Source organism: Pseudomonas sp. EL_65y_Pfl1_R83, assembly GCF_963970695.1.
GTDB classification, from domain to species: Bacteria; Pseudomonadota; Gammaproteobacteria; order Pseudomonadales; family Pseudomonadaceae; genus Aquipseudomonas; species Aquipseudomonas tritici.
The window spans coordinates 19,511-42,136 of record NZ_CAXAQI010000019.1; the positions used below are offsets into that span (position 1 = coordinate 19,511).

17 protein-coding genes are annotated in these 22,626 nt (G+C 60.2%); 5 read left to right on the forward strand and 12 right to left on the reverse strand.

Annotation, left to right across the window (positions count from 1 at the left end; all coding sequences use genetic code 11):
* Position 1: 1 nt before the first annotated feature.
* The gene (locus tag AACY08_RS23210; RefSeq protein WP_003174327.1) at positions 2-961 is read right to left on the reverse strand and encodes an AAA family ATPase; all 960 of its coding nucleotides are present in this window, start codon (positions 959-961) and stop codon (positions 2-4) included.
* Between the two features lie 207 nt (positions 962-1,168).
* Positions 1,169-1,522: a hypothetical protein gene (locus tag AACY08_RS23215; RefSeq protein WP_339471568.1), complete on the reverse strand. Its 354-nt coding sequence runs from the start codon at positions 1,520-1,522 to the stop codon at positions 1,169-1,171.
* Positions 1,523-2,010: 488 nt separating this feature from the next.
* On the opposite strand from AACY08_RS23215, the gene AACY08_RS23220 reads away from it, so the two are divergent.
* Positions 2,011-6,879, forward strand: coding sequence for an NAD-glutamate dehydrogenase (locus tag AACY08_RS23220; RefSeq protein ID WP_339471569.1), 4,869 nt, complete (start codon positions 2,011-2,013; stop codon positions 6,877-6,879).
* 101 nt (positions 6,880-6,980) lie between these two features.
* Here the strand turns inward: AACY08_RS23220 and AACY08_RS23225 are convergent, their stop codons facing one another.
* From AACY08_RS23225 to AACY08_RS23235, 3 genes are all read right to left on the reverse strand, one after another.
* Entirely contained in the window at positions 6,981-7,673 is a 693-nt protein-coding gene (locus AACY08_RS23225; protein ID WP_339456827.1) for a GntR family transcriptional regulator, read from the reverse strand.
* Positions 7,674-7,690: 17 nt separating this feature from the next.
* A complete protein-coding gene (locus tag AACY08_RS23230) occupies positions 7,691-8,392 on the reverse strand; it encodes a FadR/GntR family transcriptional regulator (protein WP_339471570.1) in 702 nt (233 codons plus the stop codon).
* Between the two features lie 177 nt (positions 8,393-8,569).
* Complete coding sequence (locus AACY08_RS23235; protein WP_339471642.1) at positions 8,570-9,895, reverse strand: C4-dicarboxylate transporter DctA; 1,326 nt, start codon at positions 9,893-9,895, stop codon at positions 8,570-8,572.
* 217 nt (positions 9,896-10,112) lie between these two features.
* On the opposite strand from AACY08_RS23235, the gene AACY08_RS23240 reads away from it, so the two are divergent.
* Positions 10,113-10,742, forward strand: a complete 630-nt coding sequence (locus AACY08_RS23240) for a DNA-3-methyladenine glycosylase I (protein WP_339471571.1) — start codon at positions 10,113-10,115, stop codon at positions 10,740-10,742.
* A gap of 50 nt (positions 10,743-10,792) precedes the next feature.
* On the opposite strand, the gene AACY08_RS23245 is transcribed toward AACY08_RS23240, so the two are convergent.
* The 4 genes from AACY08_RS23245 to AACY08_RS23260 form a co-directional block, all read right to left on the reverse strand.
* Positions 10,793-11,560 (reverse strand): SDR family oxidoreductase, encoded by a 768-nt coding sequence (locus AACY08_RS23245; RefSeq protein WP_339471572.1) that lies wholly within the window; start codon positions 11,558-11,560, stop codon positions 10,793-10,795.
* 22 nt (positions 11,561-11,582) lie between these two features.
* On the reverse strand, positions 11,583-12,650 hold the full coding sequence (locus AACY08_RS23250) for a phosphotransferase family protein (RefSeq protein WP_339471573.1): 1,068 nt from the start codon (positions 12,648-12,650) through the stop codon (positions 11,583-11,585).
* 129 nt (positions 12,651-12,779) lie between these two features.
* Positions 12,780-13,733 (reverse strand): 2-hydroxyacid dehydrogenase, encoded by a 954-nt coding sequence (locus AACY08_RS23255; RefSeq protein ID WP_339471574.1) that lies wholly within the window; start codon positions 13,731-13,733, stop codon positions 12,780-12,782.
* Between the two features lie 53 nt (positions 13,734-13,786).
* Entirely contained in the window at positions 13,787-14,311 is a 525-nt protein-coding gene (locus AACY08_RS23260) for a cysteine hydrolase family protein (RefSeq protein WP_339471575.1), read from the reverse strand.
* 395 nt (positions 14,312-14,706) lie between these two features.
* Between AACY08_RS23260 and AACY08_RS23265 the strand changes: the two genes are divergently transcribed.
* Positions 14,707-15,984, forward strand: coding sequence for a serine/threonine transporter (locus tag AACY08_RS23265; RefSeq protein WP_339471576.1), 1,278 nt, complete (start codon positions 14,707-14,709; stop codon positions 15,982-15,984).
* A 209-nt stretch (positions 15,985-16,193) separates the two neighbouring features.
* Here AACY08_RS23265 and acnB read toward each other — a convergent pair whose 3' ends face one another.
* Complete coding sequence (gene acnB / locus AACY08_RS23270) at positions 16,194-18,803, reverse strand: bifunctional aconitate hydratase 2/2-methylisocitrate dehydratase (protein ID WP_339471643.1); 2,610 nt, start codon at positions 18,801-18,803, stop codon at positions 16,194-16,196.
* A gap of 396 nt (positions 18,804-19,199) precedes the next feature.
* Between acnB and AACY08_RS23275 the strand changes: the two genes are divergently transcribed.
* Complete coding sequence (locus tag AACY08_RS23275; RefSeq protein WP_339415945.1) at positions 19,200-19,673, forward strand: DUF1289 domain-containing protein; 474 nt, start codon at positions 19,200-19,202, stop codon at positions 19,671-19,673.
* A gap of 58 nt (positions 19,674-19,731) precedes the next feature.
* Here AACY08_RS23275 and AACY08_RS23280 read toward each other — a convergent pair whose 3' ends face one another.
* The gene (locus AACY08_RS23280) at positions 19,732-20,577 is read right to left on the reverse strand and encodes a universal stress protein (protein WP_339471578.1); all 846 of its coding nucleotides are present in this window, start codon (positions 20,575-20,577) and stop codon (positions 19,732-19,734) included.
* Between the two features lie 151 nt (positions 20,578-20,728).
* On the opposite strand from AACY08_RS23280, the gene AACY08_RS23285 reads away from it, so the two are divergent.
* On the forward strand, positions 20,729-21,331 hold the full coding sequence (locus tag AACY08_RS23285) for a tRNA-(ms[2]io[6]A)-hydroxylase (RefSeq protein ID WP_065872862.1): 603 nt from the start codon (positions 20,729-20,731) through the stop codon (positions 21,329-21,331).
* Here the strand turns inward: AACY08_RS23285 and AACY08_RS23290 are convergent.
* A complete protein-coding gene (locus tag AACY08_RS23290) occupies positions 21,287-22,486 on the reverse strand; it encodes an MFS transporter (RefSeq protein WP_339471579.1) in 1,200 nt (399 codons plus the stop codon). The genes AACY08_RS23285 and AACY08_RS23290 overlap by 45 nt on opposite strands.
* Positions 22,487-22,626: the final 140 nt, after the last annotated feature.

Genomic DNA, 22,626 nt, shown 5'->3' on the forward strand with positions numbered 1-22,626 from the left:
TTCAAGCGACGGCAACGACGTCAAGAATGCGTTGCACCACGCGGTCCTGGTCAATGCCGGCGGCTTCGGCCTCGAACGACAGAATGATGCGATGGCGCAGCACGTCGAACAGCACCGCCTGGATATCTTCCGGGCTGACGAAGTCGCGACCGGCCAGCCAGGCATGGGCGCGGGCGCAGCGGTCGAGGGCGATGGAGCCGCGTGGGCTGGCGCCATAGGCGATCCACTCGGCCATCTCCGGGTCGAACTTGGCCGGGGTGCGCGTGGCCATCACCAGCTGCACCAGGTATTCCTCTACCGCATCAGCCATGTACAAGCCGAGGATTTCCTTGCGTGCGGCGAAGATCGCCTGTTGACTGACGCGGCGCTCAGGCTTGGTTTCGCCGTTCAGGGCTTCGCCACGCGCCTGTTGCAGGATGCGCCGCTCGACGGCGGCGTCGGGGAAGCCGATCTTGACGTGCATCAGGAACCGGTCGAGCTGGGCTTCGGGCAGCGGGTAGGTGCCCTCCTGCTCGATGGGGTTTTGCGTGGCCATGACCAGGAACAGCGGCGACAGGTCGTAGGTGCTGCGTCCGACGCTGACCTGGCGCTCGGCCATGGCTTCCAGCAACGCCGATTGCACCTTGGCCGGCGCGCGGTTGATTTCATCGGCCAGCACCAGGTTGTGGAAGATCGGCCCCTGTTGGAACACGAAACTGCCGGTTTCCGGGCGATAGATCTCGGTGCCAGTGATGTCGGCGGGCAACAGGTCGGGGGTGAACTGGATTCGATGGAACTGCGCTTCTATGCCTTCGGCCAGCTCTTTGATGGCCTTGGTCTTGGCCAGGCCCGGCGCGCCTTCTACCAGCATATGGCCGTCAGCGAGCAAGGCGATCAGCAAGCGATCGATGAGTTTTTCCTGGCCGAGAATCTGCGTAGAAAGAAAAGTTCGCAGCGCAAGCAGCGCTTCACGATGTTCCATCGATGACGGTTCCTGGAGAGATGAGCGCAGGCGTCGAGTAAAAAACGCCGGGCTTGGGGGGCTTACTTTAATCCATCGAGGGGGCAGGCGACTAACGACGTAACGGGTATTTTTGGCAAAACTTGTAGGATTTTTGTGTGTCCGCGAGGAATGAGGGCTGGACCGGGTGTTTAGTGAGCGGGGCAAGCCCGCTCACTAAACAGTGACTTAAGTCCGGGAGAAGGTACCGGTGCCCTTGAGGATGTTCTGCAGGGTTTCTTCAACTTCGGCCATGTCCGACACGGCCGTGGCATGGGTGATCTGCAACTGATCCTTGCCACCCAACGCGTCGGCATCGCCGGCGGCGAGTTCTACCAGCACGGTCGTCTCACTCAGCGTGACCTTCAACCCATCCAGGGTCGACGGCGCGTAGTCCCAGGTTAGTTCCACCTCCTCTTCATCGGGATAACGGGTGAGCATGAACATCTCGCCGTTTTTGCCGTGGCAGCAGAGCATGGCCATGTTGTCTTCTTCGTCGTCGCACGGGGTGACCATCAGGGCGTCGGTTTTCAGTTGCAGCATGGGGAATCCTGTCTGGGGTAGGGCGTGATGGGGGCAATTGTGCCATTGCGACGAATTTTGTGCTGCATCCAGTGTCAGACCCCGTGCATGACCTGGCCGGCTGAATCAGTCACTTCTGGTACTCGGGGGATTGAAAAGCGCCGGTTTTTCTACCTGGAAATCCGGGTTGCCCAAGTCGCAACCCCAAGCCTGCTTACCGATGACCGAATATGTCGCAGCGTCGCAAGCAGCTGTCTTCCTACACTCGTTAAGCTGCGCAACGGATGTGCACCCGCCAGGCGCCTGACCTGCCCGTCGTACCGTCACCCGGCAAGGTGCGCATCTTATGGAAGTTGTATGTGACCTGATTGTCTTGTCCAGCTTCACCCACCTGTCACTCTGATTCGTTTATGGTGTTTCCAGAATTACCAGCGAACAGAGCTGACGGTCCCCCAAGGGGATAACACGCGACGCTTCCATCAATAACAAGCCCAAGCGGAGTACCACAGATGGCGTTCTTCACCGCAGCCAGCAAGGCCGACTTCCAGCATCAACTGCAAGCGGCACTGGCCCAGCACATCAGTGAACAGGCACTGCCACAAGTGGCGCTGTTTGCTGAACAATTCTTCGGCATCATTTCCCTGGACGAACTGACCCAGCGTCGCCTTTCCGACCTGGCCGGCTGCACCCTCTCTGCGTGGCGCCTGCTTGAGCGCTTTGACCACACCCAGCCGCAGGTGCGGGTCTACAACCCCGATTATGAACGTCATGGCTGGCAGTCGACCCACACCGCGGTCGAAGTGCTGCACCATGACCTGCCGTTCCTGGTGGACTCGGTCCGCACCGAACTGAACCGCCGTGGCTACAGCATCCACACCCTGCAAACCACCGTGCTCAGCGTACGTCGTGGTGCCAAGGGCGAGCTGCTGGAAATCCTGCCGAAAGGCACCCAGGGCGAAGGCATCCAGCAAGAATCGCTGATGTACCTGGAAATTGATCGCTGCGCCAACGCCGCCGAACTGAGCGTGCTGAGCAAAGAGCTTGAGCAGGTGCTCGGCGAAGTGCGCGTGGCCGTGGCTGATTTCGAACCGATGAAAGCTAAGGTCCAGGACCTGCTGGCCGGTATCGACGCCAGCCAGTTCAGCATCGACGGCGAAGAAAAAGCCGAGATCAAGAACTTCCTGGAATGGCTGGTGGGCAACCACTTCACCTTCCTCGGCTATGAAGAGTTTGTGGTACGTGACGAGGCGGATGGCGGTCATATCGAATATGACGCCGATTCCTTCCTCGGTCTGACCAAACTGCTGCGCGCTGGCCTTACCGCCGACGACCTGCGCATCGAAGACTATGCAGTGTCGTACCTGCGTGAGCCGACCGTGCTGTCGTTCGCCAAGGCTGCGCACCCGAGCCGCGTGCACCGCCCGGCGTATCCGGACTACGTGTCGATCCGTGAGATCAGCGCCGACGGCAAGGTCATCAAGGAACACCGTTTCATGGGCCTGTACACTTCCTCGGTGTATGGCGAAAGCGTGCGGGTGATCCCGTACATCCGCCGCAAGGTCGCGGAAATCGAACGCCGTTCCGGCTTCCAGCCCAAGGCTCACCTGGGCAAGGAGCTTGCTCAAGTCGTTGAGGTACTGCCGCGTGATGACCTGTTCCAGACTCCGGTCGACGAGCTGTTCAGCACCGTGATGTCGATCGTGCAGATCCAGGAACGCAACAAGATCCGTGTGTTCCTGCGCAAAGACCCGTACGGTCGTTTCTGCTACTGCCTGGCCTACGTGCCGCGCGACGTCTATTCCACCGAAGTGCGCCAGAAAATCCAGCAAGTGCTGATGGATCGCCTGAAGGCCTCGGACTGCGAATTCTGGACCTTCTTCTCCGAGTCCGTGCTGGCGCGCGTGCAGTTGATTCTGCGGGTTGACCCGAAGAACCGCCTGGACATCGACACGCTGCAACTGGAAAAAGAAGTGGTGCAGGCCTGCCGCAGCTGGCAGGACGACTACTCCAGCCTGGTCGTGGAAAGCTTCGGCGAAGCCCAAGGCACCAACGTGCTGGCCGACTTCCCGAAAGGCTTCCCCGCCGGTTACCGCGAGCGTTTTGCTGCGCATTCGGCCGTGGTCGACATGCAGCACCTCAACAGCCTGACCGAAGCCAACCCGCTGGTGATGAGCTTCTACCAGCCGCTGGGCCAGGTCTCCGGCCAACGCGAGCTGCATTGCAAGCTCTACCATGCCGACACCCCGCTGGCGCTGTCCGACGTGCTGCCGATCCTGGAAAACCTCGGCCTTCGCGTGCTGGGTGAGTTCCCGTATCGCCTGCGTCACGCCAATGGTCGTGAGTTCTGGATCCATGACTTCGCGTTCATCGCCGCCGAAGGCGTGAACCTGGATATCCAGCAGCTCAACGACACCCTGCAAGACGCGTTCGTGCACATCGTGCATGGCGACGCCGAGAACGATGCGTTCAACCGCCTGGTACTGACTGCTGGCCTGCCTTGGCGCGACGTGGCCTTGCTGCGTGCCTACGCCCGTTACCTGAAGCAGATCCGCCTGGGCTTTGACCTGGGTTACATCGCCAGCACCCTGAACAACCACACCGACATCGCTCGCGAGTTGACCCGGTTGTTCAAGACCCGCTTCTACCTGGCCCGCAAACTCACCGCCGAAGACCTGGAAGACAAGCAGCAACGCCTGGAACAAGCGATTCTCAGCGCCCTGGACGACGTTCAGGTGCTCAACGAAGACCGCATCCTGCGTCGCTACCTGGACCTGATCAAGGCCACCCTGCGTACCAACTTCTACCAGGCCGACGCCAACGGTCAGAACAAGTCGTACTTCAGCTTCAAGTTCAACCCGCACGCGATTCCTGAGCTGCCTAAGCCAGTGCCGAAGTTTGAAATCTTCGTGTACTCGCCACGGGTTGAGGGTGTGCACCTGCGCTTCGGCAACGTGGCGCGTGGCGGTTTGCGCTGGTCCGACCGTGAAGAAGACTTCCGTACTGAAGTGCTTGGCCTGGTAAAAGCCCAGCAAGTGAAGAACTCGGTCATCGTGCCAGTGGGGGCGAAGGGCGGTTTCCTGCCGCGTCGCCTGCCACTGGGCGGCAGCCGGGACGAGATCGCGGCCGAAGGCATCGCCTGCTACCGCATCTTCATTTCCGGCCTGTTGGACATCACCGACAACCTGAAAGACGGCGCCCTGGTACCGCCGGCCAACGTTGTGCGCCATGACAACGATGACCCGTACCTGGTGGTGGCTGCGGACAAGGGCACTGCGACCTTCTCCGACATCGCCAACGGCATCGCCATCGACTACGGCTTCTGGCTGGGCGACGCGTTCGCCTCCGGTGGTTCCGCCGGTTACGACCACAAGAAAATGGGCATCACCGCCAAGGGCGCGTGGGTCGGTGTACAGCGTCACTTCCGTGAGCGCGGCATCAATGTACAGGAAGACAGCATCACTGTTGTGGGCGTCGGCGACATGGCCGGTGACGTGTTTGGTAACGGCCTGTTGATGTCCGACAAGCTGCAACTGGTCGCGGCCTTCAACCACCTGCATATCTTCATCGATCCAAACCCTAACCCGGCCACCAGCTTCGTTGAGCGCCAGCGCTTGTTTGAGCTGCCGCGTTCGGCCTGGACCGACTACGACACCCGCATCATGTCCGAAGGCGGCGGTATCTTCTCGCGCAGCGCGAAGAGCATTGCCATCTCGCCACAGATGAAAGAGCGCTTCGACATCTCGGCCAACAAGCTGACCCCGACCGAATTGCTGAACGCCTTGCTCAAGGCGCCGGTAGACCTGTTGTGGAACGGCGGTATCGGTACCTACGTCAAGGCCAGCACTGAAAGCCACGCCGATGTGGGCGACAAAGCCAACGACGCACTGCGCGTCAATGGCAACGAGCTGCGCTGCAAAGTGGTGGGCGAGGGCGGTAACCTCGGCATGACCCAGCTGGGTCGTGTGGAATTCGGCCTCAATGGCGGCGGTTCCAACACCGACTTCATCGACAACGCCGGTGGTGTGGATTGCTCCGACCACGAAGTGAACATCAAGATCCTGCTCAACGAAGTGGTGCAGGCCGGTGACATGACCGACAAGCAACGCAACCAGTTGCTGGCGAGCATGACCGACGAAGTCGGCAACCTGGTGTTGGGCAACAACTACAAGCAGACCCAGGCCCTGTCCCTGGCTGCGCGCCGTGCCTACGAGCGTGCCGCCGAGTACAAGCGCCTGATGAGCGACCTGGAAGGCCGTGGCAAGCTGGATCGCGCCATCGAGTACCTGCCGACCGAGGAGCAACTCGTCGAGCGCGCCGCGAATGGCAAGGGCCTGACCCGTCCGGAACTGTCGGTGCTGATCTCGTACAGCAAGATCGACCTCAAGGAAGCGCTGCTCAAGTCTCGCGTACCGGATGACGACTACCTGACCCGAGACATGGAGACCGCGTTCCCACCGAGCCTGGTCGCCAAGTTCGGCGAGGCCATGCGCCGCCACCGCCTCAAACGCGAAATCGTCAGCACCCAGATCGCCAACGATCTGGTCAACCACATGGGTATCACCTTCGTTCAACGGCTCAAAGAGTCGACCGGCATGACCCCGGCGAACGTAGCCGGCGCTTACGTGATCGTGCGTGACATCTTCCATCTCCCGCACTGGTTCCGCCAGATCGAAGCCCTGGACCACCTGGTGTCGGCTGACGTGCAACTGGAGCTGATGGACGAGCTGATGCGCCTGGGTCGTCGCGCCACGCGCTGGTTCCTGCGCAGCCGTCGTAACGAGCAGGACGCTGGCCGTGACACCGCGCACTTCGGTCCGCACCTGGCGGCGTTGGGCCTCAAGCTCGACGAACTGCTGGAAGGCCCGACCCGTGAAGGTTGGCAGAACCGTTACCAGGCCTACACCGAAGCCGGTGTTCCTGAGCTGTTGGCACGCATGGTTGCAGGCACGGCTCACCTGTACACCTTGCTGCCGATCATCGAAGCCGCTGACGTCACCGGGCATGACGCTGCCGAAGTGGCCAAGGCCTACTTCGCCGTCGGCAGCGCCCTGGACTTGCCATGGTACCTGCAGCAGATCAGCGATCTGCCGGTAGCCAACAACTGGCAGGCCCAGGCCCGCGAAGCCTTCCGCGATGACGTGGACTGGCAGCAGCGTGCAATCACCATCTCCGTCCTGCAAATGGCCGACGCGCCACAAGACATGGAAGCCCGCGTGGCCCTGTGGCTTGAGCAGCACAAGGACATGGCCGAGCGTTGGGTGGCGATGATGGTTGAGATTCGTGCTGCTGTAGGTACGGACTACGCCATGTATGCCGTGGCCAACCGCGAGTTGCTGGACCTGGCGTTGAGTGGTCAGTCGGTGCTGCAACCGGCTTGATCAAGCGGTAAAACAAAAGCCCCCACATCGTGAGATGCGGGGGCTTTTTGTTGCAACGCTATTTATCAAACACTGAAGGGCACATTTTGATCTTCATTCACTTAGGTGCAGTGGTGTTTTACTAGTTTGCTTTCCAGATGATCCAAGTGCTGCATCATGAGGGTCACCGCGGTGGTTGAGTCACGCTGCTCCACTGCATCCACAATCGCCGCATGCTCCTGCCACGCGCAATACGTGCAGGCTTCTGCTTCATATTGGGCAATGATCAACGACGTCAGCGGCACCAAACTGTTAAGGAACTGCGCCAGCGGTGCATTGCGCGCCATCGCTGCCAATTGCAGATGAAATTCCCCCGACAGCCGAATCGCCGGTCCACGCTGGCCGCGCTCGATGCACTCGCGCTCGCGGGCAATCAGCTCGCGTAACTGGCGCACCTGGGGCGGTGTGGCGTGTGCGCAGGCCAGTTGCACCACGGTTATTTCAGTCAGGCGCCGTGCTTCAAGGATTTGCCGGGTTTGTTGCGGGTCCGGCGCGGCGACCTGGGCCCGTTGGTTGGGCCGCAGGATGATCACTTGCTGATGGGACAGTTTTGCCAGGACCCGGCGAATCACACTGCGGCTCACGCCAAAGATTTCGCCCAGGCCTTCTTCGGTAAAACGGCTGGCCGGGGCGATGCGTTGTTCGAGGATGGCGTCGAACAGACGCGGGTAGATGTCGTCCACCGAAGGCTTTTTACCAGCGACCAGGCGCAGGGCAGGGAGGATAGGGTCGCGTTGCAGCGCGTGAGCGGTCATGGCCTGTCTCCAGAAAGTCAGCTGCCCAGATGGTCGTCCGGGATGTTCAAACGGATGCCCATGCGCAGGCCTTCCTGAAGGATGTGCCGACGCATTTCCGCACTGGCCAGGGCGCTGTTCTTGTTGCGGATGGCGCGCACCACGGCTTCGTTTTCCCGCAAGCGCTCCTCCAGGTGCTCGGGCGAGTTGCGCAGCACTTGGGCGCTTTGCTTGAGGGCGTTACTGGTTTGTTGCACCACGTTCTGGAAGATCGGGTTGGAGGTCAGGGCGAACAGTTCTTCATGGAAGCCGATGTAGGCGTTCATGCCAGCTTCGGCGTCGCCGGCGTCGAGGGCTTCGCGCATGTCCATCAAGGTCAGGCGCAATTGGCCGACCTCTTTGCTGCTGATGGATTGGGCCACCAGACCGACAATGAACGGCTCGAGGGTGTAGCGCAGTTGCAGGATGTCTTCGAGGCTGGCGTCGGCCACGGTGTCGCTGGAGTGCGCGTCGCTGACGCTGGTTTCCAGCACCACCACACCTTTGCCGGGCATGGAGCGCACCAGGCCAAGGGTTTCTAGGACGATCACGGCTTCGCGCAGGCTGGGGCGGCTGATGCCCATTTGTTCGGCCAGTTCGCGCTGGCCGGGGAGCATTTCGCCGCGGCGCCACTGGCCCCGCGCCAGAGCGGCTCGGAGTTTTTCTACGACTGAATTGACGACGGTTGAGGTGCTGATCACGTCGTACACTCCTTTAAGTTGCCAATACAATAATTAAACTGGCATTGAGCCAATGTGGGCGCTGGCTTGTCGGGTCGCCGCATCGCTGCGCTGGCTGACTATCGGTTGATAGCTTTGTAGGCTGACCCACCGCTATCGCAGGCAAACCAGCTCCCACATTTAAACGGTGTCGCTTGCTCAGAACTCCTGATGCGCGGGCAGCACCGGTTTCTTGGCCTGGAAAGCGTAGCCTTGGTGACCATCGAGGACCTTGTTGGCGCGCTGGATATCGATGTCTTTCTCCCAGCGTGCAATGGCCACGGTGGCGACGCAGTTGCCGATCAGGTTAGTCAGGGCGCGACCGATGCCCATGAACCAGTCCACCGCCAGCACCAGCACCAGGCCCACCACCGGAATCGCCGGGATCGCGGTAAGGGTCGCCGCCAGGATCACCAGCGCCGAACCGGGAATCCCATGGGCGCCCTTGGATGTAATCAACGATACCAACAAGATGGTCATCAGATCGGTCATCGACAGCGGTGTGCCGGTGGCATTGGCGATAAACACGATGGCCAGGGTCAGATAGATCGAAAAGCCATCGAGGTTGAACGAATACCCAGTTGGAATTACCAGGCCCACGGTGGAGCTGCCGATCCCCAGGTGCTCCAGCTTGCGCATGATTTGCGGCAGCACGGCGTCGGAGGAGGCGGTGCCCATCACGATCAGCAGTTCTTCGCGCAGGTACTTGAGCAGCGGCAGCATGCGCAGGCCCGACAGGCGCATCACCAGGCCCAGGATCAGGCCGACGAAGGCAAGGCACGTCAGGTAGAACAGGCCGACCAGGCTGCCCAGGTGTTGCAGCGAATCAAGCCCGTAGGTGCTGGTGGTAAAGGCGATCGCGCCGAACACACCGATCGGCGCCAGGCGCACGATCATGCCCATGATGCGAAAGATCACATGGCTCAGTTCGTTGATCAGCCGGGAAATGCCCGACGCCGCTTCGCCCACCAGGTTCAACGCGCTGCCGAATAGCACCGAGAACAACAGCACTTGCAGCACGTTGTTCTCGGCAAAGGCGCCGATGACCGAGTTGGGGATCAGGTCCATCAGAAACTGGCTGGTGCCCTTGATGTGCTGGCCCTTGTCGGCCAACTCATTCAAACCGGCAGACGACAACTGCTCCAGATGGATATTGGCGCCAGTGCCGATACCGGTGCTAAAAGCCATGATGAGTCCGATCACCAGGGCGACCGTGGTCAGGACCTCAAAGTAGATCACCGACTTAAGGCCGATGCGTCCGACCTTTTTCAAGTCGCCGGCGCCGGAGATGCCGCTGACCACCACGCAGAACACGATCAGGCCGATCAGCATCTTGATCAGCTTGATGAAGCCGTCGCCCAAGGGTTTGAGTTGCGAGGAGAATTCGGGAAGGGCCAAGCCGCAGATTACGCCTAGCATCAGGCCAATCACGACTTGCAGGAAAATCGAACGCGAGCACCATCTGAGCATGGGAGGGATCTCTATTCGGTGCCCTGGTGACTCCAGGGCTTAATTGTTGTGGTCATACCGGTAAGTCCAGTGCGGGGCCAGTCTAGGCCAGGTATTTTTGAAATAACAAGTCATTATTTAGCGTTTGACGGGTCCCGGTCTGACCAGTTGGTCGGTGAGGTCGATGCTTGAGCGGTTGGCGGGGTGGGATTTTTTTCGCTTATCATCCGTCGCTCGGCATACGAGGTGATAGATGGACCCGCCAGGACTGACCACTGACGACACCGGGTGCACCCATTGCACCTGGCGCACCGCAGCGCCGGAATACCCGCATTACCACGACTGTGAGTGGGGCGTGCCGGTGGCGGACGATACCCAGCTGTACGAGAAGATCTGCCTGGAAGGTTTTCAGGCAGGCATGGCGTGGATCACCATCCTGCGCAAACGCGAGCAGTTTCGCGCGGCGTTCGAGGGGTTTGATTTTCGCCGGGTGGCGCAGTACGGCGAGGCGGATATCGAGCGGCTGATGCAGGACCCGGGCATCTTGCGTAATCGCGCGAAGATCGTGTCCACCATCAACAATGCGCGCAGGGCGTGTGAGTTGGTGGAGGAGACCGGCTCGCTGGCACGGTGGTTGTGGGCGTTTGAGCCCGCTGACGATGAGCGCCCGGCCGTGGTGGACATGGCTTACTGGACGGGTAACCCCACCTCGCCGGCTTCCGAACGTTTGTCGAAAGCCCTGAAGAAGCGGGGTTGGACGTTTGTCGGCCCGACCACGATGTATGCGCTGATGCAGGCGATGGGGATGGTGAATGATCATCTGGACGGCTGCTGCTGCCGGCCGCGAATTGAAACGCTGCGGCAGCAGTTCAAACGGCCCTGAATCCCTGGTTCCACACTGTCAACACTGTGGGTGCGGCGGTGTCTGGGCTATCAGGACAGGAAACCACCGTCCACATTCAGCGACACACCCGTGGTGTAGCTGGACGCATCGCTGGCCAGGAACAACACCGCGCCGGCCATTTCGCTCGGATCCGCCACACGCTTGAGGGGGATCTGCGCCAGGGCCATTTTCAGGATTGCGTCATTCTTCACCAGGGCCGAGGCGAACTTGGTGTCGGTGAGGCCCGGCAACAGGGCGTTGCAACGAATGCCGAACTCGGCGCATTCCTTGGCAAACACCTTGGTCATGTTGATCACGGCGGCCTTGGTCACCGAGTAGATGCCCTGGAAGAGACCCGGCGAAATCCCGTTGATCGACGCCACATTGATGATGCTGCCACCACCGTTTTCGCGCATCAGCTTGCCGGCTTCCACCGACATGAAGAAATAGCCACGGATGTTCACGTCAACGGTCTTCTGGAACGCACCGAGATCGGTGTCCAGCACGTTGCAGAATTGCGGGTTGGTCGCAGCGTTATTCACCAGGATATCCAGGCGACCAAATTGCTCGCGAATGCCGGCGAACACTTGGGTGATCTGCTCCATCTCGCCGATATGGCAGGCCACGGCGGTGGCCTTGCCGCCGTCGGCGATGATTGCATCAGCCACGTGCTGGCAGCCTTCCAGCTTGCGGCTGGAAACGATCACGTGAGCGCCTTGTTGGGCCAGCAACTTGGCGATGGCTTCACCGATGCCACGGCTGGCGCCGGAAACAAAAGCAATCTTGCCATCGAGGTCGAACAGGTTGGTCTTGGACATGAGGGTTCCTTGGTGTGTGCGATCAGAGCGCTGATTTGCCGATGACATTCAGGCTCATTTGCTCCAGCAGCTTGTTCATTTGAATGAACTGCGCAAAGCGTTTGTCCTGGGTCTGGCCATGGAAGAAGCGGTAGTAGATCTGCTGCACGATGCCCGCCAGGCGGAACAGGCCGTAGGTGTAGTAGAAGTCGAAATTGTCGATCTGCAGGCCCGCGCGTTCAGCGTAGTAGTCGACGAACTGGCGGCGGGTGAGCATGCCGGGGGCGTTGCTTGGCTGACGGCGCATCAGTTGCACCGGCGCAGGGTCGGCGGCTTCGATCCAGTAGGCGAGGGTGTTGCCCAGGTCCATCAGCGGGTCGCCGAGGGTGGTCAGCTCCCAGTCCAGCACGCCGATGATCTGCATCGGGTTGTTTGGGTCGAGGATCACGTTGTCGAAGCGGTAGTCGTTATGCACGATGCTCGACGTTGGGTGGTCGGCGGGCATTTTGTCATTCAGCCACGCGCGCACGGCTTCCCAGCGCGGCGCGTCGGGGGTCAGGGCTTTTTCGTAGCGATCACTCCAGCCACGGATCTGGCGCTCTACGTAGCCTTCCGGCTTGCCCAGGTCAGCCAGGCCGCAGGCGCTGTAGTCAACTTGGTGCAGTTCGACGAATTTGTCGATAAAGCTTTTGCACAACGCCTCGGTCTTGGCCGCATCCAGGCCCAGTTCGGGCGGCAGGTCGGAGCGCAGGATGATGCCGTTGACGCGTTCCATCACATAGAACTCGGCACCGATCACCGACTCGTCGGTGCAATGCACGTAGGCCTTGGGGCAATAAGGGAAGCCGTCTTTGAGCTGGTTGAGAATGCGGTATTCGCGGCCCATGTCATGAGCGGACTTGGCCTTGTGACCAAACGGTGGGCGACGCAGCACGAATTCCTGACCGGGGTATTCCAACAGGTAGGTCAGGTTGGACGCACCACCCGGGAACTGGCTGATCGTAGGCGTGCCGCTCAAACCGGGGATGTGGGCCTTGAGGTAGGGATCGATCAGGCTGGCATCAAGTTCTTCGCCTGGGCGAATCTGGGTCGATTGGTCGTTCAGCGCCATGCTTATCCCTTCTGCTTATTCTAAAGGCCTTGGACTATTTCCTAATCTAATGCGCACCACCGCCCAGCGACAAGGTCGGGGCGGCTTAATAGGTTAGCGTGTTGGATGATGATCAGCGTGCCTGATCGGTCATTTATTGGGCGGGGGCAGGGCGACCGGCGTGAGCACTGGACGCCCGGCGAAGTATTCCACCAAGTTGTCCGCTACGCGCTGCACCGTGTCATGGGCGGCTTCCGGCGACAGGCCCGCGACATGGGAGGTGAGCACTGTGTTGCTGAGCTTCTTGAGCGCGTCGGGCACCTTGGGCTCGTCGTCGAACACATCCAGCGCGGCGCCGCCGATGCGGCGTTGCTCCAGGGCGGCGAGCAGGTCGGCGGTGACCACCACGCTGCCACGGGCGATGTTGACCAGATAGCCATTCGGCCCCAGGGCGTCCAGGGCGTGGCGATCGATCAGGTGGCGGGTGCTGGCGCCGCCGGGCGTGGCCAGGATCAGGAAGTCCGAGGTGCGCGCCAGTTCCACGGCGGTGGCGCAGTAGGTGTAGTCCACGTCGTCGCGCGGTTGGCGGTTGTGATAGCTCACCTCCATGCCGAATCCCAGGGCGGCACGCTTGGCGATCTCCAGGCCCACCGCACCGAGTCCGAGAATGCCCAGCTGCTTGCCGCCCAGCGACGGGCGCATCACTTTCGGCCATTCACTGCGGCGCACGGCGGCGTCGGTCTGCGGGATACCGCGCACCAGCGACAGCAGCAACGCCATGGCGTGATCGGCCACCGACGGCGCATTCACTCCGGCGCCATTGGTCACGACAATTCCGCGATTGCTGGCGGCCTGCAGGTCGACATGCTCATAGCCGGCGCCGATCACGCAGATGATTTCCAGCAGCGCCAGGGCGGCGATTTCCTCGGCGTACAAACCCAGCGGGCCACGGGTCAGTACGGCGTTGATCTGGCTGCCGTGGGCTTTGATGGCTTCGGCGCGTTCGGCAGGTGTCGGCGCCAGGATCACATGAAAGTCATTGCTCTCGATGATGGGCAGGTAGTCGTTGATGGTTTCTACCAGGACCAGAACGGTGGCGGTCATCGGAAGGCTCTTGCTGAAGGGTTTGAGGGCATGAGTATGCAGTATTTGCGTGGTCAGAAGCGGATCTCAGCCGCTCTCGTGCGCTTCACAAACGCCCCAGCCAACGTCGCGTTGTGATGCTCGATAATCGCCTCTGCCTTCAGTGCCGCAGTGTCCATGCAGGTATGGCCGTCTTCCGGCAGCACCACCGAAAAGCCCAGTTCCACCGCTACCCGGCAGGTGGTGTCGATGCAGAACTGGGTTTTCATGCCCACAATCACCAATTGACTGACCTGCGCCGCCCTCAGTTGCTGCTGCAAGTCTGTGCCCAGGAAGCAGCTGGGGCGGGTTTTGTTGAACACCAGATCGCCGGACTCGTCGACATCCAGGCCATGCCATAGCTGCCAGGGCGCGCTGCCGGCTTCAATCGGCGAGCCTTTCGGACCAGTGTGGCGGGCGACGAAGATCGGTGCGCCTGCAGGGCGGGCACGCTGAATCAGTTGGTTGATGGTGGCGAGGACACGTTCGCGCTCGAAGGGCTTTTCCGGACCGTCGTATAAGCCAGTTTGCATATCGATGATCAGCAGGGCGTCAGTCATGGTGTTGCTCCTTGCAATGGCCAGATGGCGGAGCAATAAAAAGGCCCCGTCCATTGCTGGCGGGGCCTTGGGTTGAATCTGTGAGGTGTTTAGCGTGAACACCCACCGCAACCGCACGACCCGCCTGAGGCGGTCGTGGTGGTGGTGGTGGTGGTGGTGGTGGTGAGGTTCAGCTGAATACGGTTCATGGCTGGATCATGCTGAGAGCGGCGCCTAGTTGTCAACGAATGTATTTGAGTTGCGCGCGGCGCGTCGATGTACCACGCCACCGTTCCTCAGCTAAGTCTTTGCTTATTCAACAGAATCCCGGACAATCCGGCCCCTTCTATGGTCGGGGCGCTGCCTGTCAGGTTTTCTGACTCGTCCCGGCCGTGTAAAAGCGGAGATCCGATCGGATGAATGATCAGGCCAGTAGCGTCGACCAACGCTATGAGACGACACCTGCAACCCTCACACGCTGGAGCCGCCAGGACACCACCTGGATGCTGGGCCTGTTCGGCACCGCCATTGGCGCCGGCACGCTGTTCTTGCCGATCAACGCGGGCCTGGGAGGCTTCTGGCCACTGGTGATCCTCGCGGTACTGGCCTTCCCGATGACGTTCTTCGCCCACCGTGGCCTCACCCGTTTCGTGCTGTCCGGCCGAGAAGGCTCCGACATCACCGACGTCGTCGAAGAGCACTTCGGCATCAAGGCCGGTGCGCTGATCACCTTGCTCTACTTCTTTGCGATCTTCCCGATCCTGCTGATCTACAGCGTGGCGCTGACCAACACCGTTGGCAGCTTCATGGAACACCAACTGCACATTATGCCGCCACCACGGGCGATTCTGTCGTTGGTGCTGATCCTCGGTCTGTTGGCCGTGGTGCGTTGCGGCGAGCAAGTGATCGTCAAGGCCATGAGCCTGATGGTGTATCCGTTCATCGTCGCGTTGCTGTTCCTGGCGGTGTACCTGGTTCCGCATTGGAATGGCGGCATCCTCAGCACCGCCAGCATAGTCCCAGCCCCGTCGGCACTGCTCAATACGCTGTGGCTGGCGATCCCGGTGATGGTGTTCTCGTTCAACCATTCGCCGATCATCTCGGCCTTTGCGGTTGACCAGAAGCGCCAGTACGGTGTCCATGCCGATGAGCGCAGTTCGCAGATCCTGTCCCGCGCGCACCTGTTAATGGTCGGGATGGTGCTGTTCTTCGTGTTCAGCTGCGTGCTGACCCTGTCGCCGGCGCAGTTGGCCGAAGCGAAAGCGCAGAACCTGTCGATCCTGTCCTACCTGGCCAACCACTTCGATAACCCGACCATCGCGTTCGCAGCCCCCCTGATCGCGTTCGTGGCGATTGCCAAGTCGTTCCTGGGCCACTACATCGGAGCCAGCGAAGGCCTCAAGGGGCTGGTGCTGAAAACGGGTCGCCGCCCGGGTGCCAAGAGCCTGGACCGCATGACTGCCGCTTTCATGCTGGTGGTGTGCTGGATGGTTGCCACGCTTAACCCAAGTATCCTCCGCATGATCGAGACGCTGGGCGGGCCGATCATCGCGTCGATCCTGTTCCTGATGCCGATGTACGCCATTCGTAAGGTTCCGGCCATGGCCAAGTACCGTGGGCAGGCGTCGAATGTGTTTGTCACGGCCGTCGGCTTGGTGGCGATTACAGCGTTGGTGTATTCGTTTATTGCTTGAGTCTGATGCGGTCAAGCTGACTGCACGGCACTAAAAATGTGAGAGTGGGCTTGCTCGCGAATGCAGTGGATCGGTGAATAAATCACTGACTGACACACCGCATTCGCGAGCAAGCCCACATTTGTTTTGGGGTGTCGCTAATACCGTATTGCAGGCATAAAAAAACGCCGCGTACCTTGCGATACGCGGCGCTTCTTCACATCAACATATTAGGCTTGAATCACCGGGATGTTGGCGCTTGCTGCGATCTTGCGAAACTCAGCGATCTGGTCGAAGTTCAGGTAGCGGTAGACGTCACTGGCCATGGTGTCCAGTTTCGCCGCGTAGCCCATGTACTCTTCGACGGTCGGCAGGCGACCCAGCGTAGACGCCACTGCTGCCAGCTCGGCCGAAGCCAGGTAGACGTTAGCGCCATCACCCAGACGGTTCGGGAAGTTACGGGTCGATGTCGACACAACGGTCGAATTCGGCTCTACACGTGCCTGGTTACCCATGCACAGCGAGCAGCCCGGCATTTCCATGCGCGCGCCAGCCTTGCCGTAGATGCCGTAGTAGCCTTCTTCGGTCAGTTGGTGAGCGTCCATCTTGGTCGGCGGCGACAGCCACAGACGGGTTGGCAGCTGGCCCTTGACCTGCTCCAGCAGCTTGCCGGCAGCGCGGAAGTGACCGATGTTGGTCATGCACGAGCCGATGAACACTTCGTCGATCTTCTCGCCGGCAACGCTCGACAGCAGACGGGCATCGTCCGGGTCGTTCGGTGCGCAGAGGATCGGCTCGTTGATGTCGGCCAGGTCGATCTCGATGACTTCGGCGTATTGCGCGTCGGCATCGGCTTCCATCAGCTCCGGGTTGGCAACCCAGGCTTCCATCGCTTGGGCGCGACGTTCCAGGGTACGCGGGTCACCGTAGCCTTCACCGATCATCCAGCGCAGCAGGGTGATGTTGGAGTTCAGGTACTCGGTGATCGACTCTTTCGACAGCTTGATGGTGCAACCGGCAGCCGAACGTTCGGCCGAGGCGTCGGACAGCTCGAAAGCTTGCTCCAGCGTCAGGTCGTTCAGGCCTTCGATTTCCAGGATGCGGCCGGAGAACGCGTTCTTCTTGCCTTTCTTCTCTACAGTCAGCAGACCCGATTGGATCGCGTAGTAAGGAATGGCATGAACCAGGTCGCGCAGGGTGATGCCAGGTTTCATTTTGCCTTTGAAGCGCACCAGGATTGATTCCGGCATGTCCAGTGGCATTACGCCAGTGGCTGCGGCAAACGCGACCAGGCCAGAGCCGGCCGGGAACGAGATGCCCATCGGGAAACGGGTGTGGGAGTCACCACCGGTACCGACGGTGTCCGGCAGCAGCATGCGGTTCAGCCAGCTGTGGATGATGCCGTCGCCTGGACGCAGCGATACACCGCCACGGGTCATGATGAAGTCAGGCAGGGTGTGGTGGGTGGTCACGTCGATCGGCTTTGGATAGGCCGCGGTATGGCAGAACGACTGCATTACCAGATCGGTCGAGAAGCCCAGGCACGCCAGGTCTTTCAGTTCGTCACGGGTCATCGGACCGGTGGTGTCCTGGGAACCCACGGTGGTCATCTTCGGTTCGCAGTAGGTGCCAGGACGAACGCCTTTGCCTTCTGGCAGACCGCACGCCTTGCCGACCATTTTCTGTGCCAGGGTGAAGCCTTTGCCGGTGTCGACAGGCGCTTCAGGCAGCTTGAACAGGTCGGTAGGGCCCAGGCCCAGTTCTGCGCGCGCCTTGTCGGTCAAGCCACGACCGATGATCAGCGGAATACGGCCGCCGGCGCGGACTTCGTCCAACAGCACCGGGGTCTTCATTTCGAAGGTGGTGATGACTTCGTCGGTGCCGTGTTTGCAGACTTTGCCAGCATGCGGGTACAGGTCGATCACGTCGCCCATGTTCATGTTGGTAACGTCGAATTCGATTGGCAGTGCGCCAGCATCTTCCATGGTGTTATAGAAGATGGGAGCGATCTTGCTGCCGAAGCAGAAGCCGCCAGCGCGCTTGTTCGGCACGTAAGGAACGTCGTCACCGAAGAACCACAGTACGGAGTTGGTCGCGGATTTACGCGAGGAGCCTGTACCAACCACATCACCGACGTAGGCGATCGGGAAGCCTTGGCCGCGCATCTCTTCGATCTGCTTCATCGGGCCGGTCTTGCCTTGCTCGTCCGGCACGATGCCTTCACGCGCCATTTTCAGCATGGCCAGGGCGTGCAGCGGGATGTCAGGACGGGACCAGGCATCTGGCGCAGGGGACAGGTCGTCGGTGTTGGTTTCGCCGGTGACCTTGAACACGCGCAGGCTGATCTTGTCGGCCAGGGTAGGGCGGTTGCTGAACCACTCGCCATCAGCCCAGGACTGGATCACGGCTTTGGCATGCTCGTTGCCGTTCTTGGCTTTTTCGGCCACGTCGTGGAACGCATCGAACATCAGCAGGGTGTGCTTGAGTTGGGCCGCGGCGACAGGTGCCAGTTCGGCGTCGTCCAGCAGCTCAACCAGGGTCACGATGTTGTAGCCGCCTTGCATGGTGCCAAGCAGTTCAACGGCGCGTTTCTTGTCGATCAGGGGGGAAGTGGCTTCGCCCTTGGCCAGGGCAGACAGGAAACCGGCCTTGACGTAGGCAGCTTCGTCAACGCCTGGTGGAATGCGGTTGGTGATCAGGTCAACGAGGAATTCTTCTTCGCCAGCCGGAGGATTTTTCAGCAGCTCAACCAGGCCTGCGGTTTGTTCGGCGTTAAGCGGCTGGGGAACAATACCCAGGGCTGCACGCTCTTCGATATGTTTGCGGTAGGCTTCAAGCACAGTTATTACCCTCATCAGTGGTCCCACGGGACGCTCATCCAGCAATGAACGGCACGCATGCGCTCGGGGGCTTTTTGGGCCACAAAGCCAGCGCTGCCGGCATTTCTCACAGAAGCTGCTTTCAAAGTTTTACGCCTGCAGAACGGAGCTGATGAGGGTTGGCGAGGGCGTTGACCTACCGAGTCATTCACCATCGCCAACACCGTTCTGAAGGAACGACTGTGCTCGTGACGCTTTGAAAACAGCTTCCAGCGGATTATTGGCGCCTTACAAGGCCGGATGATTCTACGGCAAAAAAAATCTAAAGGTAAGTTGCCTCGCCAAGTTTGCAGGGTGATAGCCGTTAGACAAAGGGCTAACATGGCGCATTGTTTTGCTTATCTGCGTGTCTTGCCCATGTCCAACCAAACCATCAAGACCCCCTGCGTCGGCCTGTGCTCCACGGTTTACGGTGATCTCGTGTGCCGTGGCTGCAAGCGTTTCCACCACGAAGTGATCCAGTGGAACGGCTATAACGAAGAAGAAAAACGCGCGGTCTGGCTGCGGTTGGAGCAACTGTTGGTGCAGGTAATGGCCGGCAAACTCGAGGTATTTGACCCCAAGACCCTGCGTGGGCAGTTGGAGCAGCGCAAGATTCGCTTCGTGCCACATCAATCCGAGTATTGCTGGGCCTACCAGTTGATCGCCCGTGGTGCGCGGGTGATTTCCAACGTGGAGGCTTACGGCATGGTGCTGTTGCCGGAATTTCGCGATTGGCCCTTGCCAGACCTGCGTGACGCCATTGATCGAGAGTTCTTTATCCTGTCGGAGGCGCACTACCAGCGCTATATCGCGCCAAGCTTTCTCAAAGATGCATTTTCCAGCGGATGACACAGAACCCAATGTGGGAGCAATCGTCCGAAAGACCCCGTCAGGCCTTGCTGGCCAGTTACTCCAACTGATCCATCAGCGTGTCAGGCTTGAGCACCAACACATCACTTTCCACGGCATCCAGTATCACCTCCGCCGTATTGCCGATCAGCGCCCCGGTAATCCCTGTGCGCGCCACGGTGCCGATGATCGTCACCGCCGCCTGCCACTTATGGGCGGCGAAAGGGATCAGCACATCCGCCGGGCCTTCCTCAATGTGCAAGTGTGAGTCGTCCACATCGAACTCTGCCTGAAACGCCTTACATTGCTCGCGATAACGCTCCTCGATGGTTTTCTTGAGCTGGAAGGTCGGGTCTGCCGCCGACAACATCGGCGACGGGTGGGCGCTGATGACATGCAACTGCGCCTTGGCCAGGCTGGCGATATCAAAACCATGGTCGATGATTGAATTGTGCAGCGCTCGATGGTCTGCATCGGTGTTGCCCACATCGATCGCCGCCAGGATCACACCGCTCGTCCACGGCTTAGCCGTCTTGACCAGCAGCACTGCCGACGGGCAATAGCGCAGCAGCTTCCAGTCCGCGGGCGTCAGCAGGGCTTTTTTCAGCGGGCTGTCGGGGAAATGCTGCTTGATCACCAAGCCACAACCCTCGGCTTGCTGCACATCAATAATGGTTTCATGCAGGCTGTCATTCCAGGCCTGCTCGGTGCTGACGCTGTAGCCATCTTCCTGTAAGCCCGACTTCAGCAGCGCCAGCAGCGCCGAGTGCTCATGCTTTTTGTCGCAGACCAGCAAATGCAAGTGCGCGCCAGTGACCCCGGCGATCAGCTTGGCGCGCTTGAGGGCCAGGCTTTCCGAATGCTCGGGTTCGATGACCACCAGGATGCTGCGGATGGCTTGCATGATCGGATCTCCAAAAGAGGCGGGGGCTGGAACAACTATAGTTGCTGGCTGGCGCACGTCATGTTGATGCATATCAAGGCCCGTGACTGGTGGTCTGCGGCGGGGTCGGTATAATCGCCGGCCTTTTGTGATCCTTTTGCCCGTGAGCCCGATGAACCTGCCAGAAATCCACGAATTCCTCGGTTGCCGCACCCCTGACGCTTGGGTCCAGGCCGCGCTTGCCGATCAGGAAACCCTGCTGATCGACCACAAGAACTGCGAATTCAAAGCCGCCAGCACCGCGCTGAGCCTGATGGCCAAGTACCACGGCCATGTTGACCTGATCAACATGATGTCGCGTCTGGCCCGTGAAGAGCTGGTGCACCACGAGCAAGTCATGCGTTTGATCAAAAAGCGCAAGGTCGAGCTGCGACAACTGCACGCCGGGCGCTATGCCTCGGGTTTGCGCAAAGTCGTGCGCAGCCACGAGCCGGTCAAACTGGTCGACACGCTGGTGGTGGGTGCCTTTATCGAAGCGCGCAGTTGCGAGCGTTTCGAAGCATTGGTGCCGCATTTGGACGAAGAACTCGGCAAGTTCTACTTCGGCTTGCTCAAAAGCGAGGCGCGGCACTTCCAGGGTTACCTGAAGCTGGCGTACCAGTATGGCGACGCCAAGGACATCGCCCAGGTGATCGAGCGGGTGAGGGCGGCCGAGCAGGAACTGATCGAGTCACCCGACATCGAGTTCCGCTTTCACAGTGGCGTGCCAGCCTGACGCGACGGCCACGCCGATCAGCGTGGTGATCCCGCCCAGCAGCAGGATCACCGTCTGGGTACTCAAGGGTGCGGCGAGTACGGCAATCGCCAGGCCAGCCAATGGCTGCGCCAGGTTGTTGAGCAAGGTGATCACGCCCACTGTTTTGCCGAAGTCTTGCACCGGAATGACCCGTTGACGGGTGCTGCGCATGTACACGTTGAACATTTTGTCGAAACCGGTGACCAGCAGGAAACCCACGGTGTAAGCCCAAAGCGTGGGGCTGACCGCCATGACCAAGGCCCCGGCCCCGATCATTGAATACGACAGCCCGCCCAGCACTTTCAACGCCAGGGTGGCGCGTGCCAGGTAAAACAGAATAGCGATGGTGACCACTGCGCCGGCAGCCTGTAGCAGCGCATAGGCATCCTTGCCGGCGGCGAATTGCCCGGTCACCATCGCCGCCGACGTGGCCAGCGTCACGCCGATGATCAGGTTCACGCCGACTGCGAGGGCAATGATGCGCTTCAGCTCTGGCAGGTTGCGGATATGCCCGAATGCGATGCGCAGCGGTTGCAGCCAGATGTCCTGATGCTGTTCAAAGCTCTCCAGATTCACCGCAGTGTTGCGCTGCCAGGTCCGCATCGCCAGATCTGCTAGCACAAACAGCCCGGCAACCCCCAGCACCACCCAATGCCAGGCCCACACCTCCAGCATCAATGCCGCTACCAGCGGCCCCAGCACCAGGCCGCTCTGGTCGGCTATTTGTGAGTAGGACAAGGTCTTGGCGTAGGTGTAATGCTTGAAGATGTGCGGCATCACGACTTCGCGGGCCATGATGCCTTGAGTCGTCAGCACGCCGCACAGCGCAGACAGCGCTACCAGCCAATAGATACCGTCAAACACCCCGTAAAGCGCTACGGCCACTACGCACGCCAGTGCGCGGTAAACCTGGCTGATATGCAGGATGCGCACCGGCGAGAATTTATCGCACAGCGCTCCACAGACTGGAAAAGCCAGGTAGCGCGGCAGCGATTCGACGAAAAACGCAAGCCCGGCCCATGCGACGCTGTTGGTGGTCTGGAACACAAGCAGCGGCACGATAAACAGCAGTATCTGGTCCGCCAGCCGTGACAGGAACAGTGAGATAAAAAAAGCCAGGTAATCCTTGCGCATGCAACTCCCTGTGGATGGCGTTAAAGATTGCAGGTTATTTGTTAAAAACTCTTAAAAACATGAAGCTTGGTCGGCCGGTGTGAGCCCGCTGCGTTTGTTGCCCAGCTTGCCACCTATAATCCCCGCTCTTCAATCCGCAT